This window comes from Lysinibacillus telephonicus (genome assembly GCF_003966145.1).
Lineage (GTDB): Bacteria > Bacillota > Bacilli > Bacillales_A > Planococcaceae > Ureibacillus > Ureibacillus telephonicus.
This window is the reverse complement of the sequence record NZ_RXNR01000008.1, coordinates 14,134-31,242: the sequence shown is the minus strand read 5'-3', so window position 1 is coordinate 31,242 and position 17,109 is coordinate 14,134. Positions and strand designations below refer to the sequence as shown.

General features: G+C 32.3%; 13 protein-coding genes. 2 read left to right on the top strand and 11 right to left on the bottom strand.

Annotation, left to right across the window (positions count from 1 at the left end; genetic code table 11):
* Position 1: 1 nt before the first annotated feature.
* The 8 genes from EKG35_RS04105 to EKG35_RS04070 all read right to left on the bottom strand — a co-directional run bounded on the left by EKG35_RS04105 (position 2) and on the right by EKG35_RS04070 (position 12,234).
* Positions 2-1,837, bottom strand: a complete 1,836-nt coding sequence (locus tag EKG35_RS04105) for a DUF2194 domain-containing protein (protein ID WP_185807635.1) — start codon at positions 1,835-1,837, stop codon at positions 2-4.
* Positions 1,827-2,714: a tetratricopeptide repeat protein gene (locus tag EKG35_RS04100; RefSeq protein WP_126293055.1), complete on the bottom strand. Its 888-nt coding sequence runs from the start codon at positions 2,712-2,714 to the stop codon at positions 1,827-1,829. Before EKG35_RS04100 ends, EKG35_RS04105 begins: the two co-directional genes overlap by 11 nt.
* Entirely contained in the window at positions 2,707-4,893 is a 2,187-nt protein-coding gene (locus EKG35_RS04095) for an NAD-dependent epimerase/dehydratase family protein (protein WP_185807634.1), read from the bottom strand. The genes EKG35_RS04100 and EKG35_RS04095 overlap by 8 nt, the downstream gene beginning before the upstream one ends.
* 526 nt (positions 4,894-5,419) lie before the next feature.
* Positions 5,420-6,835, bottom strand: a complete 1,416-nt coding sequence (locus EKG35_RS04090; protein WP_126293053.1) for an alanine/glycine:cation symporter family protein — start codon at positions 6,833-6,835, stop codon at positions 5,420-5,422.
* 505 nt (positions 6,836-7,340) lie between these two features.
* Complete coding sequence (gene tlp / locus EKG35_RS04085) at positions 7,341-7,589, bottom strand: small acid-soluble spore protein Tlp (protein WP_126293052.1); 249 nt, start codon at positions 7,587-7,589, stop codon at positions 7,341-7,343.
* A gap of 163 nt (positions 7,590-7,752) precedes the next feature.
* A complete protein-coding gene (locus EKG35_RS04080) occupies positions 7,753-9,147 on the bottom strand; it encodes an L-cystine transporter (protein ID WP_126293051.1) in 1,395 nt (464 codons plus the stop codon).
* Positions 9,148-9,380: 233 nt separating this feature from the next.
* Positions 9,381-11,345 (bottom strand): lipoteichoic acid synthase, encoded by a 1,965-nt coding sequence (gene ltaS, locus EKG35_RS04075; protein ID WP_126293050.1) that lies wholly within the window; start codon positions 11,343-11,345, stop codon positions 9,381-9,383.
* Positions 11,346-11,886: 541 nt separating this feature from the next.
* Positions 11,887-12,234 (bottom strand): DoxX family protein, encoded by a 348-nt coding sequence (locus EKG35_RS04070; protein WP_126293049.1) that lies wholly within the window; start codon positions 12,232-12,234, stop codon positions 11,887-11,889.
* Between the two features lie 111 nt (positions 12,235-12,345).
* On the opposite strand from EKG35_RS04070, the gene EKG35_RS04065 reads away from it, so the two are divergent.
* Entirely contained in the window at positions 12,346-13,152 is an 807-nt protein-coding gene (locus tag EKG35_RS04065; protein WP_126293048.1) for a Crp/Fnr family transcriptional regulator, read from the top strand.
* 142 nt (positions 13,153-13,294) lie between these two features.
* Here the strand turns inward: EKG35_RS04065 and EKG35_RS04060 are convergent, their stop codons facing one another.
* The gene (locus EKG35_RS04060; protein ID WP_126293047.1) at positions 13,295-13,762 is read right to left on the bottom strand and encodes a hypothetical protein; all 468 of its coding nucleotides are present in this window, start codon (positions 13,760-13,762) and stop codon (positions 13,295-13,297) included.
* Between the two features lie 29 nt (positions 13,763-13,791).
* Positions 13,792-14,346, bottom strand: a complete 555-nt coding sequence (locus tag EKG35_RS04055; protein WP_126293046.1) for a helix-turn-helix domain-containing protein — start codon at positions 14,344-14,346, stop codon at positions 13,792-13,794.
* Between the two features lie 620 nt (positions 14,347-14,966).
* Between EKG35_RS04055 and EKG35_RS04050 the strand changes: the two genes are divergently transcribed.
* Entirely contained in the window at positions 14,967-15,902 is a 936-nt protein-coding gene (locus tag EKG35_RS04050; protein ID WP_126293045.1) for a 3D domain-containing protein, read from the top strand.
* 127 nt (positions 15,903-16,029) lie between these two features.
* Here the strand turns inward: EKG35_RS04050 and EKG35_RS04045 are convergent, their stop codons facing one another.
* On the bottom strand, positions 16,030-17,079 hold the full coding sequence (locus EKG35_RS04045; protein WP_126293044.1) for an aldose epimerase family protein: 1,050 nt from the start codon (positions 17,077-17,079) through the stop codon (positions 16,030-16,032).
* Between the last annotated feature and the right edge of the window lie 30 nt (positions 17,080-17,109).

Here is a 17,109-nt window from a genome sequence, read left to right as displayed (position 1 = left end):
TTTAATCAACCAATCCTAACTCAATTGTTGCTTTTTTCGTCTTTACATAGTAAACATCTTCATCCACTTTTTGCACTGTACAATCTTTCAGCTTTCCGATATTTTTTTTAGTTCTAAGAATGAAGCTCATCTCACCTGGAAACTTATCAATTTGAACTACAATCCTATTACTTTCTTCCTTTATATAAACATCAGCATTTAAGTAGTTTGTTAATTGTTGTCCTGCACCTCTTGCAGTCATACTCTTCAGCCAAGGATAGTCTTCATAAGTATCGCTCAATAAGTGATCATATTCTTCCTCAAGCAAACTCCACTTTTTCCCTGATGAACGTTCTTCATCTAAAATATCATCTGGATGTATAAAGTGAGAGAACACACCAATTGATGTGATGCCATTTACCAATGCCCATTTTGTTTTATCTGTATATTCGTAACCAGCTGTTATTCTTGGAATATGAATAAACTCATTACTTCGGTCAAATTCATGAACAGTAGTATATGGACTGCCATCTGGCAAATATAAGGATGATAACACATTAACCGACGGAATCGCCTGCTTTAAGGCTGCTTCTCCGACTTCATCAATTCGATTTGAAGGTGGAACATAAGTTGTGAAATCATAGTTGGAAAAAATATCTTTTACATAGCTTACTGTTTTGTTAAGCGCTTCTTCCATATCAGCTTGATTGTTCCACGCATTATATCCTAAATCATCAACTGCCTCTTGATTAACAGTCAATGATTGGTGGTTATAGCCATGAACTCCAATCTCTCCGCCCATTTTTAATAGTTCACGACCGAATTGGATAAATGTATTTCGATCCTGTTCAGTAATATCAAATGGAGGAGTTACTTTGTCACCATAATTCTGGATTACTGCACCGGTATACTTAACATCATATTTTGCGGAAGTTTTTAGAATATCAGGCCACCAAATATCTTGATAAAAACTCGGTATGTCTCTACGATATTCCTCATAAATTTTTTCGTTTTTCCCTTCTGGAATTGGTGCAGGGAAGTCATCAATATATGCAATTTTCATATTCATTATTGGGTAAATGAAATTCTCATTTAATAAACTGATTGCACCTGCTATTAGGCCCCTATTCTCCTTCCACCCAAGCATTGTTCCATTAAAAACCATAAATTTTCCTTTTTCATAAGGAATGTCCCATAATAATGGAACTTGGTCAATAGACTCTATATAAACCGTACTTCGATCATCAATTCCGATAGATAGAGAGGAGTTATCTCCTGTTTCGCCCTTTTCCATCACAAGTTGATTCTGCTTAATTAATACATTTGACGTAAGCTTCATCCCGTTAGGAATTATAAATTCTCCTACTTCATAGATTCCTAATTTCCGATATAAATTTTGTAAAGAACCATTTATTTCTGGGCGAATCGCAAAGAAAACATGTCCTCCTTCAGCAGTATAAGTTTCCAGTGTTCTTAAATTCGAAATTTCGCTTACTTCTTCAAGTGCGACAATCACGTTATGAAAATCATTAAATGATGAAGGAATTTCAGATAATGAGGAGAGCGTTACTTCTTTCTTCATATATTCCAACGTTTGGTTGATGTTATCCATTAATTCGACACTGTATGGATTGTTCTCATTATAAATAATTAAATATTTTTCTTTTTCCAGGTTTTTAAGAGTCTCCTCTGGTAACCTTGTAATATTTGCCCCGTTGTCATTTAATCCTAAACTAGCTTCATTAGGTAAAAACTTGAGCATGAAATTTGAATTGATAACACCTAATAGAAGACCAATAATAAAAACAAATGCGATGACAAAATAAATTGTTCCGCCTAATCGAAATTTAGTATCCATTTGTATCACCATGCAACCAGAATCTTATTTTATTCAACCCTTGTGGAGAAAGTCTTACAGAAGAATCTCTAAGCATTTGCAAAACTTCTTTAAATTTCATTTGATTTTTCAATGAATAATAGAGCTTCATGGCCATAAAATATGCTTCTTCCTCGTTAGCACAAAATTTTAGGAAGAGTTGGCTATACTTTTCAGCTGTTTCGAGTTCTCCTAATTGAAGATCACAGTTAATTTTTTCAATATAATATTTCTTTTCTTGAGGCACTGCTTCAATAACTTTTCCAAGTATTTGTGAATACCTGTAAGAATATTGTTTTTTTGTTCGTTCATCTAAGTAGCCCGTATTTAAATACTGCTTTATCACTTGGGAAAATGAGATTAAAACATCTACATCATCCGGCTGCTTCTCAATTTGATATTCCAATTGACGTATGGAATTTTGAAGCTTTCCCTTTATATCTTGAATAGCTGTTGCAGCATAGTGCGATGTCTCAGTATCATCATTTTCCAAAGCTGATTGAAGTATACCAATATGATGGAATGTGTCATTTTTTAAAATATCCAACAGCATTTTACGTTTCGTTTGATGATCATTTAGTAATAACGCGTCCTTCATAGGAACTATGCTAGTCTCTTTTTCAACATCTACCATACGTAATATTTCTGTCTGCTCTTCACCTTTTTTTATTAATCCATCAGGAATAGAGCGTTCCTCATTTTTGATATGATGGAACATAAAATACAATATGATTAACCCGATAAATGGACAGAAGAAGGCAATAAGCATCTTGACAGTAAAGTTCTTTTGATCTTTTCGATATTCAATTATTAAATAGATGAATACAATCAAAAAGTACACCATTAGAACATTAAACATAAACTTCTTCCTCTTTAAAGAAACACTGATCAGCAAACGATTTAAAACGATTGATCACTGCTCTTGCACTTTCTTTATTCGTATTGGAAAGAAGCATCCAATATGAACCCTTCTCATCAATACCGATATAATCCGTATCTCTTAATAAAGCAGAAATTTTTTCAATTACTTGCTCCATTTCCTCTACTGGCTCAAGCCTGATTAAGGAATAAGGAATATTTAGCTGCTTTTGAGCTTTTTGTTTGCTTTCTAAAATCTTTTTAAAGTACTCAGCTTTTAATATTGACGTTCCCTCAATATAGCGGTCATGATGTGTTGCATTTACATATTCATATGCCCGAGCAACTGAAGAAGTAATTAAGTTTGTTACAACATAAAACAAATTCTCATGGTAGAGAGTTAGCTTATCAAAATCCATTTCATTTATACAAATTAGGGCAACTGGTTTATCTTCTTTCCATATTGGTGCAATCATCATCGGAAGATTCGGATCCAACTCCCTGTTAATTATTGATTTATTTTCTATTAAAACTTTTGCATATGGGCTGTTTGGAACTACCTCTATAGAAGTAGGAAACTTAGAGCTAACAGCATTGGATTTTGAAATAAGTCTTAAATATCGATTGCCTTGACCAACTAGATAAATAGCTGCTTCTTTTGTTTTCATAATTTGTTCAAGTACGCTAATAACCCCATTAAACACTTCATCCGGCTCTAAGCTATCAATCTTTTTAATAACCGAATATACTTCTCCTACACTGTCTTCCGAGTAAAGGATTTGTGTTTGTAATTCTTCCTTTACCTTTCTAGTTTCCGTATATATTTCATCTAATAATAAATACTTCTCTTTAAACAATTGCAATTCACTTTTTGCAGCTTCTTCTCTTAAATGTTTACGGTCTATCACATAACCAACAAGTAAAGCTACAAATAGATATACAGCAAATTGTATTAAAGTAGTATGATCGGTGAATAGCGCAACTATCTCTCTTCCATTCGCTAATCCTTGCCAACTATATAAAACAACCGACAAAGAGCAAGCAATTACAGCCTGAACTTTCCCAAAAATAATTCCAACAATCAAAATATATATCAGCAATAAATCAATATTAAAAAAGAAGTCTCCAATATTAATATGAAGGAAAGCGATAATGATAAAAATAAGTACGTTCTCTATATAAGGAAAATAGGGTTTCCCTAATTCACTGAAAATTGGTTTAGAGCGAATTTTTTCGTTATAAGTATTTTCTTTATCAATATGGTTGTCTTTTTGATTTTTAAACCAATCGTAAGTTTTCTTTAACCCTTCCTCTAAAGAATATTTAGGAATCCAATCTACCTCTTGTTTTACTTTTCGATTATCTAATCTCGAAAATTGAATATCGCCTTTTCTAGCCTCTTTATGAACAACACCTGCGATTTCGGTAATATCCTTATAATAATCGACTAATTGATTAATACTCGTTTCAGTATTAGTAGATAAATTCATTAATCCGGAAATATCGCTGGCTACTGCACGAAATATAGCTTCAGCAACGTCTTCCACATAGATAAAATCCCTCGTCTGTGTGCCGTCACCAAATATATTCAAAGCCTCATTATTTAAAACATTTTCGGTAAAAATTGAAATGACTCCGCCTTCACCCTTGCTACCCTGCTTAGGTCCATAGACATTTGAAAAACGAAAAACGAGTGTATCTAGTTGATAGATTTCGTTCCACTTTTGACAATAGTATTCTCCTAATTTTTTGTTTATTCCATAGGGTGAAAATGGTGCACATCTGGATTCTTCATTTAATGGAATTTCTTCATTATTTCCATATACTGCAGCTGATGACGCAAAAACAAATTTTGAAACACCATATTTTTTTGAAAGCTCTAATATATTTATCAAGCCCAACACATTTACTTTCGAGTCTCCAGCTGGGTTCTCAATTGATTTTTCAACATCGACTTGTGCTGCTAAATGGATAACTACATCAAATTTGTTGGTACGAAAGATTTGTTCACATTGTTCATCCTCAACGTGAAGTAAATAGGAATGATGACGGAAGTTAATATTATTCTTTTTTCCTGTTGAAAGATTATCGAGGACGTGAACTTCATGACCTTCCCGATAAAACTTTTCAGCAACAAAAGAACCAATAAAACCATATCCACCCGTAACTAATACTTTCATTGCAATCTCCTTTTTCTTCATAACAAAGCGGTAAATTAAAGACGTTATTTTCCAAAATAACAGAGCAACCTCTACAAAACCTATACAACTAATACGAAAGTGCTATAAAAATACCAATATAAGTTAATTTATGTTCTGCAAATAATTATCGAGTAATCATTCAGCAGTGCACTTCCATTGATATGAATTACTTATTATAGGATTTCAATGATATCATTTTACCATATAACCATTAAATAGCTTATAAGTGTAAGTAATAAATAAATATTTTGTCATAGGGAAAAGTATGGATAATTATCCCCTTTATTCCAATAGTCGCTGTTTCTATGCTATTAATTGTTATTCAAATTTATGTTAATTAAGTGATTGTTGAGAGAGCAGAGTAATGAATTTAAGATAAACGTTGGAGTTGAAGAAATTGTAAAAAATAAAGCTCGAAAATTCAACTTTGAATTTTCGAGCTTACATTTTTATATTTTTTTGTATACCACAATGAGAATTTATCTACTACAAGTGTAATTTTCTATTAGCGGTTTTCTTCATCGTCTCCCCAACATTCTACTTCACCGATGTTCGGTACGTTCTTCTTGTAGAATACAGGATCCTTGCCTTTTTTACGCTGTTCTAAATAATCATTAATTACAGGTTTAGCAACTTTCCAAAGTAGTAGAATTGCTACTAAGTTAATGACAGCCATAATAGCCATAAAAAGGTCAGCTAAATCCCAAACAACTTGTACTTTTGCAATTGAACCAAACATGACAAAGCCTACTACTAAAACACGGAATACTTGTAAGAAAGTTTTTGATTCTTTAATAAAACCAATATTTGTTTCACCATAGTAGTAGTTGCCAATTACTGTACTATAGGCAAATAGAAAGACAGCTATCGCTAAAAATATTCCTGCCCAATCTCCTAAATTACTTACTAATGAAGCTTGTGTCAGATTTACAGATGCAGCATCTGATTGAAGATACGCATCACTTAATAATACGATTGCAGCCGTTGAAGTACAAACTAGCAGTGTATCAATAAACACACCTAATGTTTGAATTAATCCTTGTTTTACTGGGTGAGAAACGGCAGCAGTTGCCGCTGCATTAGGCGCCGAACCAATACCAGCTTCATTTGAGAATAAGCCACGTTTAACTCCATTCAAAATAGCTGCCCCTACTACTCCGGCAAAAGCCTCTTCCAATCCAAAAGCAGATTTAAAGATAAGGATAAACACATTTGGTAATTCTGTAATATTTAAAATCACGACAAGTAATGCAATAGCAATATACGCAATTGCCATAACTGGTACAATAACTTGAGTAACACTTACAACACGCTTTAGCCCACCAAAAACAATAATTGCTGTTAAAAGAGATAAAATAACACCTACAACAATTCGGCTTGTACCAAAACTTTCTTCAAAAGCGATTGTAATTGTATTTGCCTGTACGGCATTAAAAACAAATCCATAAGTTAATGTTATAACAACTGCGAAAAGAATACCCATCCATCGCTTATTTAAACCCTTTTCCATATAATAGGCAGGGCCTCCACGGTACAAACTACCGTCTTTCACTTTATATACTTGAGCTAAAGTACTTTCAATTAAAGCAGATGCTCCACCAATTAATGCAATCATCCACATCCAAAATACTGCACCAGGTCCCCCAAGGGCAATTGCTGTCGCTACTCCTGCAATATTACCTGTCCCAATACGGGATGCTGCAGAAATCGTAAAGGCTTGGAAGGATGATACTCCTTTTTTTCCTGATTTATCTGTTGCAGATTTCTCTGTCAGAAGCTTAAACATATCAGGAATTAATCTGAATTGAATAAACTTTGTTTTTAAAGTAAAAAATAGTCCTGCTCCTACTAATAGAATAATTAAAAGCTTTGAGTAAAGAAAAGTATTTAAATTTTGTAATAGAACGTCAAACCCGTTCATAAATTTCCCCCTTTTTAATGATCGACTTTTTAAAAAATTAGGTACTACAAAATAATTAAATTAAAGCGAACGCTTACATTTCATTGGAATGTTCCTCTTAATTTAACTAAATATGAGCAACACATATTACTTAATAGTATCAAGCAACTAACTATAAATTCGAATTATTATACTTATCCGAAAATATATAAATATTTTTGCAACATTAAAATTATATCAATATATATTAAAATAAGTAAAGCCTATCATTTTTCCAATTACTTTCGTCATAGATTTATACACTGATAACCGTTGATGATAAAGGGTTTTATAATTTTACAACTGGATTAATTTTTTATATTAGTAAAGTTCGCTATTTAAACATTCATTATTTAAGGAATATTTTTAATTATCCATAAAATATGAAATAGACAACAAAAAATTATATTAAATGTAACTTTATAGGTCATTTTATCAGTAAATAAAAAGGACTGAGGCACATATTTCTTGTGACTCAGTCTTTATTTCATATCTCACCTTTTATACGGGCATCCATTTCTTCTTTCATTTCTTCCTTCATAGCTTTTATAGATTGCTTGCGACGTTCGTTTTTATGTTTAATCACTTCACGCTCTTCTGGATTTGCAAATTCCATACTAACCTCGGCTTCTTGTAGCTTTTTTTGTGTATTTTCAATCATATCATGCAACCGTTCAACATTATTAAATCTATTATCTGGGTTTGGTTGTTTTGATTTGACATATTTCTCCCCCAATTCATTTTATTTATAAGTAGTCTGGTTTACTTTGGCTTTTTTATACTAACTTTATAGCGATGCAAAAATTTTAAACAATATAAAAAACCACACATCCTAGTAAAAATGATTTACTATATGTGCGGTGCTCTATATCTAAAACTAACTTAATAAAAGTTGATATTTATGATTCAACTACTTCATCTAAACCAGTTTTTTCATTGTATACTTTTTCATTAAATTCGCCAGTTATTTTACTTGTTAAAATACCAGATGTCATACTTCCACTTACATTTAAAGCTGTACGTCCCATATCAATAAGCGGTTCCACAGAAATTAATAAGCCGACGATTGCAACTGGTAGATTCAATACTGAAAGTACAATTAGTGAAGCGAATGTTGCCCCACCACCTACACCTGCAACTCCAAACGAACTAATGATAACTACTACGATTAAAGTCAAAATAAAACTTGGATCTAATGGATTGATTCCAACAGTCGGTGCTACCATCACCGCTAACATTGCCGGGTAAATTCCTGCACATCCATTTTGTCCGATTGTCAAACTGAATGGGCCAACAAAGTTTGCTACCCCTTCAGATACACCAAATCCATCTGTTTGAGTCTTAATATTAAGTGGTAAAGTACCTGCACTTGAACGGGATGTAAATGCAAACGTTAATGCTGGCATACCTTTTTTAACATAAGTTTTAGGATTTAATTTTGCTAGACTAATAAATACTAAGTGTATTAAGAACATAACAATAAGAGCTACATAAGAAGCTACAACAAATTTACCTAAATTCAATATCGCTTCAAAATCACTTGTAGCAGCTACCTTTGTCATTAACGCCAACACTCCATATGGTGTTATACGTAGGATTAACGTTACAACACGCATAATGATGGCATAAAAAGCATCAACAATTTTAGCAAATAGCTCAGCTTGTTCTGGCTGTTTGCGTTTGATACCTAAATAAGCAATACCAATAAATGATGCAAAAATAACAACAGCTATAGTAGATGTTGAACGAGAACCCGCCAAATCTGAAAATGGATTTGTTGGAATAAAGGAAAGAATTTGTTCTGGAATCGTCATATCTTCGACAGTTGCAATTCGCTCTGTCAGTTCCGCATTTTTAGCATTTTCAGCATCCCCTGCTTGCAATTCAATTCCTTCTAAACCAAATCCGAGAGCAGAGCCGATGCCAACTGCTGCTGCAATCCCTGTTGTAAGTAATAAAATACCGATGCCATAAGCACTAATTTTGCCAAGATTTTTTGAAATACTTACTTTTGTAAATGCCCCAACAATGGAGATAAACACTAATGGCATAACAACCATTTGCAATAATTTTACATAACCTGATCCTACAATATTAAACCATTCAATTGTAGTTGTAGTTACATCGGATGTCGTTCCATATAACAGATTAATAATAAAACCAAATAAAATACCTAAACCAAGCCCTGCAAATACTCGTTTTGAGAATTTAACATGTTTCTTTTGCATTATATATAAACCTATAATAATTGCAATAAGTATAGCAATATTAACGATTACTAAAATTGTATTCAATACGGTCTCCTCCTTAAGATGTTTAATTTATTTTAATTTATGAACCAACAATAACTATAATACATAAAAACTTATTGGTAAAGTATGAATTGAAATAAATTTAATAAACTGGCAAAAAATCTTCGCTCTAGTTAACTATCACTACACTTAAATAAAAAGAGACAATTAAAAAGGGGTAAGATGCCAAATGGAACTTTGTACATCTTACCCCTTTTATTTAAATGTCTCTATGTTTATTTGTTATCAGTTTTTTCTATAGCATCTTTATTATAATTGTACTGAGATGGATCGACGGGTGTAAATCCTATTGGCGTATAGAATCTCAATAAATCTCCATTTACGACTTTATCAGATAACTGTAGTTTGTATTCTACTTCTTTTTCAAACTCATTTGCTTTTTCCAATAAACTATCATCTTCAGTTAATGGTAAACCAGTTTTCGCATCATAAAGATTATCATCAATTGAGTAAATCGTTGGGCTGACGAAGTCACCATTTCTGAACGGTACTAATTCATTGTGTTCTTCTGATAATAAATCTGTACCAAATTGAACGTAATTTTGTGAATCAATTCCAAGTAAGTGTAATAAAGTTGGAAGAAGATCCATTTGACCTCCGTAAGTATGATTCACTCCACCTTCCATTCCTGGAACATGAATAATCAAAGGTACTTGTTGTAAATTAGCACTTTCATAAGGTGTTACTTCTTTTCCAATAATTTGTTCCATTGCTCTATTATGATTTTCTGAAATACCATAATGATCACCATAAAGAACAATCATACTGTTATCATATAAACCTGATTCTTTTAATTGTGCAAAGAACTGTTCAATAGCTTCATCGGCATAACGAGCCGTTTGGAAGTAATTATCTACACTTGGATCACCAGTAGTCGCTTTCCCAATCGTTGTTAACTCTTGATCAATTTTGTATGGATAGTGGTTCCCTACCGTTATAAATTTCGTATAGAAAGGTTTAGGTAAAGATTTTAAAAGATCCATTGATTGCTCAAAGAAAGGCTTATCTAACAAACCATATTCAGCCATCTCTTCTTTAGAACTTGTGTCATAGTAATTTGCATCAAAGAAATGGTCATAACCGAAGGATTTATAAATCTCATTACGGTTCCAGAAAGTTCCGTTATTACCATGGAACACCGCTGATGTATAACCACTCTCTTTTAAAATAGCAGGAGCTGCTTGGTACGTATTTTGACCTTTTGTAATAAAGGCAGATCCTTGTGGTAAACCAAATAAAGAGTTTTCTAACATAAATTCAGCATCCGAAGTTTTACCTTGAGCCGTTTGGTGGTAGAAATTATCAAAGTAAAGTGTGTTCGGATCTTTAATTAATGAATTTAAAAATGGTGTTACTTCTTCACCGTTTAATTGATAGTTCATTAAAAAGTCTTGAATGGACTCTAAATGTATATAGATTACATTCATTCCTTTTGCTGCACCAAAATATTCAGGATTAGGTTCTGCATAGTTGGATTTTGTATAGTTAATTACTTCAGTCATATCATCACTATCAGCTAAAGCTCTTTGTGAAGATGCTTTTAAAGTTTCTGCAGCGTCATAAATCGTATAGTTATACATACCTAAATACTTAACGATATAGTTTCTATCAAAACCACGAGTTAATAATTGTGGTCGATCGGCATTAGCAAGCCCTAAATTAACAGCTGAAATTCCTATTACAAAAGCAATTACAGCAATTGCTTTTTTATATCCAACTCTACGATAATCTTTTTTTATTTTTTTAGATAAACATAAGTAAATTAACAAAAATACATCTACAAAGAATAAAATATCATAAGGTTTTAGTAAAGAAATAATACTACCGCCCAAGTCCCCAAAGTTTTGAGTTTGAGAAATTGTTGGTAATGTAATAAAGTCACTAAAGAATCGATAGTAAACCGCATTTGCATATAAAAGTATGGACATAAGAGTATAAATTACAACTAGTAATATATATTTTCCTCGTCCTTTAAAAATAAAGGCAACCCCAAGAAATAACATAGCTGAGCCTAATGGATTTAATAATAAAAGGAATTGTTGAAGTGCCCCTTGTACTCCTAAATCAAACTGAGTTACTTGCGTAATATACGTTTTAATCCATAGCATAAGAATAGCTAATAAATATAGACCAAAAAACTTATTTAAAAAACCAGCTTTTTTATTAATTAAACTTTCCATTTTATTTCACCTTCCTAATAGTCAAACAGACTAAAATATGACTATTATAAACTTAACAATTATTTAAAAAAATAATTATTAATCTTTACATTAACTTGGTAAAATTATTTTTTACCGATAATTTTTCAAGCTTATACAGACTACATCTTAGTCCCGGTCTCTGTCAAGAGAATATAATAACCTAGTTTGCTATTTTCTCCTATATCTTACTTCCTATACCTTACTAATACTTAGACTTGTAGAATCGCTTTGAATATAAAAATGACCTCTTAATTTTTAAAAGACATTTACATTTTTAATATAACGATAATACTTCTTAACAAGTTCCATGGTTTTGTAAATAAAAAGGACGAGTTCCATATTAGGAATTCGTCCTTTTTATTGTAATACTAACTCAATTCTCATCATATACGGGTGGCTGCTGCGACAAATATGAAGTTGGTTAGTCTTATGAAAAATGCTTTGTTAACGTAAAACTAAGTTTGCCATTCTTAACATAATTCAACAAAGCTTTCATTTTAAAAGGTTCTTTTTTTACTCATTAACTGCTCAAAATAATTACAGCAATAGATAAAAGAAACATAAACATAGCATTAATGGTCATCAACGGGCTATGTTTTGCACGGAAAAGGTGAGCATGTATTGCACCAATCATCAATATAGCAAATAAAATTGCTGCAAAAATCAACATTTTCTGAAACAAAAATGCTATTAATATACCTAGTACACCTATCAATTCTAGTGCAGCAATGATAAACATGAACCACATAGGGTACTTATACTCATTCCAATGCTGCACCATCATTGGTTTACGCAAAAATTTGATGGCAGCAGATATTGTAAATATACATACTAAAATAATCTGAGCAATAATTAAAAGTATCTCCAATTAATAACACCCCCTATACAAAAAACATTTATTGGTTAAAAGCACTATAATTAATAATGGAATAATAATCTGTAGTCTAGCCTACCAATCTATTTAATAAGGAGGCATTTTGTGGATAAAGTTAAATACTTATCAAGAATCAATTTATTTCATGATTTGGATATAAAAGAACTACAACAAATGGAATCCATTACACCGATTACAGTAACTAAAAAAGGTACTTTAATAACCTCTCCCAGTCGCAGTCAAGAACGACTGTATTTAATAAAGAAGGGAAAGGTACGCATGTATACTATTTCTAATAGTGGAAAGGAACTTACTATTGATGTATTGAACTCGGGAAATATATTTGGGGAAATTAGCCTGTTTTCCCCTGGGTTCCACCATATGTACGCTATAGCGATAGAGGATTCAGTTATTTGTTCAATAGAAAAGAACCAGTTTGAACAAATAATAATGGAGAAGCCAGATATCGCACTAAAGTTAATAACAATCCTCTCCTCTCGATTAAAAGAGATGGAAAAGATGATGGAGCAAATAGCTTATGGTAGTGTACGAAGCAAACTGCTTTTTTTACTAAATAGATTATCAGATAAATTCGGAGAACCTTTAAAAGAGAATGGGGACGAAAGTGAGTGGATTCAAATAGGTGTGATGGTTACACATCAAGAATTGGCCAGTATGATGGGAAGCATTCGTGAAACTGTAACAGAATTATTAAATGATTTAATTTCAGAAGTAATGGTAAATAGAACAAGTACTCGTGTTTTTTTTACCATTCATCGAACGCGATTAAAGAAAGCTTCAGAAGATTCGATATATAGTAGAGAGATTCAACCATTGTTATATAATTTATCACTAATAAGGTTGAATAATGCCTTAGATAATCCCATTTTAAAATTTGCTTATTATAGGTAAGAACTATTAAAAAGATCCTAATATTGTTTATCAATAATATTATGGATAAAACAAACATTGTACTTAATTATCCCTCTCATTAATAAGTAATTAACCAAAGAAAAACGAATTCCACATAGGAATCCGTTGAAATAATCTTATATTAACTTTCATAGGAAGAATCAACTACATTCTTTTTTTGGCTATAAATGACTCCAGCTATTGTAAATGCAACGCCAAGTAAAATTGTACTAACAAAAATAATCAAACCTACATTGCCATTTATATAAGTGTTATTCCAAACTGCTAGATTAACTACTGGCATTGAAAAGTCCTTTTTATCAATAATCATATCGACGATACTATTAAATATATAAAAATAAACTCCACTAATACTTAAACATATTGCAGCTTTATAATAGTTATTAAATGTAGTGTAGCGAATAACCAATAGATAAACCCAAGGAAGAATGATTCCAATACTAACTAAAGGAATTGCTATTTCAAGCACATTTTGAATATCCATAGAGCCTGACAGAAGAACACATGCTATTACTGTAATATAGACTAAAACTGTATCTATAATAAAACATAATAGTGCTTTATTACTTCCTATACCAAATGGCTTCATTTCACTTCGTAAAATTATTGGAAGAAATACTAGGGCATAAAATGTAAGTGTACATACAAATGTAATAACAAACCAGTCTCCTCCCGTGTACAAGAACAAACAAGTAATAACAGATTAAGCGAAATAAAACTTCCTAAAACTGTAAACAACCCTTTCCTTTTGCTCACAATTAGCGGAAGATTAAGAAGTGAGAAAGCTAGCAGCTCTGCAGTTAAAACAATATAAAACCAATCTAATTTATGCTCTATAACTAAATTAACAATAAAACAAGCTAAGAGCGATATTAGGTAAGCTCCATATAAAATAGCAGAGTAAGTTTTTACAATATTCAGGAAATAATTCCCTCGCTTTTCCAATTGTCTTTGGTGATAATCCTCACTGGCAGTAATCAATTCATGTTCCGTTATTTGAAGTACTCGGCAAATTTCAGAAACAAGTGAAATATCCGGATATGAAACTCCACGCTCCCATTTAGAAACCGCTGATTCTGTAACATACAATGATGATGCAAAATCTTTTTGTGTCATCTGTTGCTCTTTCCTCTTCTTGGCTATAAACTGTCCAAATTTCATTTTATTTTCCATAACATCTCTCCATCAATTTAATATTCTTACACAAAATTTTTTATAAGCAGGAAATAGTTTAATATCTATTTATCATAGCACACGACTTAATTAATGATTTACATAAATAACAAATAATGGCATCGCATTAATTTTTAACCTCCCTTCTATTTCTTGCAAGATGATTTTGCCATTTCTGCATCTGCTTTTTCGGTGCCATTTACGTTATATGATTTTCCCTTCCACAAATCAATAAAATGCATAAAAAAAAGGACTCGACCATCAAGCCAGTCCGCTATTATCAAGGGGGTTAGCCACTTTTAACTTTTTACAAATTTCCCGTTTCACTCGAAACATTTCTAATAATTGACCTACGATTCAACTAGCAATAACTTTAAATATGACATATAGTTACGTATCTTACATTGTGAAAATCTAAAACATCTTTTACTTATAAAAGTGAACTTTACAAATTGTTCATTAACCGAAATATACTAATATTACCTAAAATTATATAAAAAATATTATTGCAATATAAATGTCATGGACGTAATCGATTTATCACCTTCCTGTGCTTTTTGTCAGAAAAATCTATGTTAGGATTATTAAAAATTAGCAACAAGAACTTGGAGGATAAATAAATGATTAAAAAAATGATGTCAATTGTACCACTTGCTGCACTCACATTAACTGTTAGTGCAAATGTACAAGCTGCAACAATTACCGTACAAAAAGGAGATACACTTTGGGATTTAGCACGTGCAAATAATTCATCTGTAGAAAATATTCAAGCAGTGAATCATCTTACTACAGACCTTATTCATCCCGGAGATATTTTAACCATTGCGCCGGAAAAACAATATACCGTTAAGCAGGGGGATACATTATGGGACATAGCTATAGCTTATCAAGTAACAGTTTCACAAATAAAGGAATGGAACCAATTACATACTGATCTCATTCACCCTGGTTTAAATCTAGTAATTTTTGAAGGTTTAAAAAATAGTGAAAGTGCAAAAATTCCTGCAGTGCATGCACCAAAGGAAAGTACACCTGAATCGAAGGCTCCATCAAATGAAGCTTTAACGCAAAGTACACCTAAGACTGCTGCTCCTGCTGCAAATAATGAAATTTCACAAGAAGAAGCACCTAAAGCAACCGCTCCTGCTAAAAGCAATGAGACTTCAGAGAAAGTTGCACCTAAGGCAACCACTCCTGCTGAAAGTAATAAAGCCGCACAGGAAAGTACATCTGAGGCTACTGCTCCTGCTGCAAGCAGCACAGGTTCGAAGGTAATTACAGTGGAAGCTACAGCTTATACAGCTTCATGCGAGGGATGTTCTGGTATTACCTCAACTGGTATTAATCTTAAAGAAAATCCAGATGCAAAAGTCATCTCAGTTGACCCTTCTGTTATTCCGCTTGGCAGTAAAGTTTATGTAGAAGGCTATGGTGAAGCAATCGCCGGAGATACTGGAGGAAGCATTAAAGGTAATAAAATCGATGTCTTTATTCCTTCGAAACAGGATGCAGCAGACTTTGGAGTTAAACAATTAAAGGTAACAATACTAGACTAGCATAATCATAACTAACCCATCTTAAATTTTTATATACAGAATAAGCAAAAAGGAATCCGTTTCGATCCCTTTTTGCTTATTTATACAGCCCTTTTAGTGATTCCCGTTTATAGAGCAGCAATCTAAATTATGATTCTGTAGTGAATAGATACTTTGTCTTCGTCTGATACACTTGCTTTTCTTGTAATATTGACGATTGGAATTGAGGATGATTGATTGAATCTGGTGGGTGTTGAGTCTCCAAGCATAAACCTAAATAATTTCGAGAAGGCGTTCCATAAAATGATAATTCATTGCCTAAATTATTTCCCGTATATAAAACAACACACGGTTCATCTGTTTCCACAATAAGCTTACGACCACTTTCTTTTTCAACAAGAATAATTTCTTGCTGATGATTTTTATTCAGTAAAAAAGGATGGTCATAACCGTTATGAGCAATCATATTTTGGATATTATTGGATTTGACCCCTTCTCCAATCTCTCTCCCATTTCGAAAATCAAAAACAGTATTTTCAACATTAATAATATTCCCCGTTGGCAATAGGTTTTCTTGCAATTCAAGGAACGCATTACTGTCAATGGTTAATTCGTGCTTTAAAATATCTCTTTTCAAGTTCCCACTTAAATTGAAATAAGTATGATTTGTGACGTTCAATAAGGTTGTTTGGTCAGAAACACCATAATAACTTATAATAAATTCATTATCATTATTTAATGTATACGTCACTTTCATTTCTACGTTCCCGGGATACCCTTCTTCACCATCAGGACTATGGTAAAAAAAATCCAACGACAATTCATGCTCTTTTTCAATAATTTTCACGTCCCATAATACATGACTAAACCCTTTAATTCCGCCATGTATATGATTGCTACCCTCGTTTTGTGCAACTATATAATTTTTTCCGTTTAATTGAAATGTTCCTTCACTAATTCTACCTGCGAATCTGCCTACTATAGCACCTAAATAAGGTGAATTCACTTCATAATCTGTAAAATTATCAAAGCCTAATACTATGTTTTCACTATCACCATTGCGATCCGGGGCTAAAATCTTTGTAATAATACAGCCATAATTAAGACAGGTTATTTCCACACCATGATTATTTTTCATTGTAAATATATAAACTGGCTGGTTATCCTTAATACCAAATTGTTTCTTAAGAACTTTCATTCATCCCCATCACCTTCTACGATTTATTAA

What these genes read in the sequence shown, in the direction of transcription:
- EKG35_RS04105 (WP_185807635.1), bottom strand. Translation starts at nt 1,837, where the DNA reads ATGGATACTAAATTTCGATTAGGCGGAACAATTTATTTTGTCATCGCA.
- EKG35_RS04100 (WP_126293055.1), bottom strand. Translation starts at nt 2,714, where the DNA reads ATGTTTAATGTTCTAATGGTGTACTTTTTGATTGTATTCATCTATTTA.
- EKG35_RS04095 (WP_185807634.1), bottom strand. Translation starts at nt 4,893, where the DNA reads ATGAAAGTATTAGTTACGGGTGGATATGGTTTTATTGGTTCTTTTGTT.
- EKG35_RS04090 (WP_126293053.1), bottom strand. Translation starts at nt 6,835, where the DNA reads ATGAACGGGTTTGACGTTCTATTACAAAATTTAAATACTTTTCTTTAC.
- ltaS (WP_126293050.1), bottom strand. Translation starts at nt 11,345, where the DNA reads ATGGAAAGTTTAATTAATAAAAAAGCTGGTTTTTTAAATAAGTTTTTT.
- EKG35_RS04060 (WP_126293047.1), bottom strand. Translation starts at nt 13,762, where the DNA reads ATGAAGCCATTTGGTATAGGAAGTAATAAAGCACTATTATGTTTTATT.
- EKG35_RS04055 (WP_126293046.1), bottom strand. Translation starts at nt 14,346, where the DNA reads ATGGAAAATAAAATGAAATTTGGACAGTTTATAGCCAAGAAGAGGAAA.
- EKG35_RS04050 (WP_126293045.1), top strand. Translation starts at nt 14,967, where the DNA reads ATGATTAAAAAAATGATGTCAATTGTACCACTTGCTGCACTCACATTA.
- EKG35_RS04045 (WP_126293044.1), bottom strand. Translation starts at nt 17,079, where the DNA reads ATGAAAGTTCTTAAGAAACAATTTGGTATTAAGGATAACCAGCCAGTT.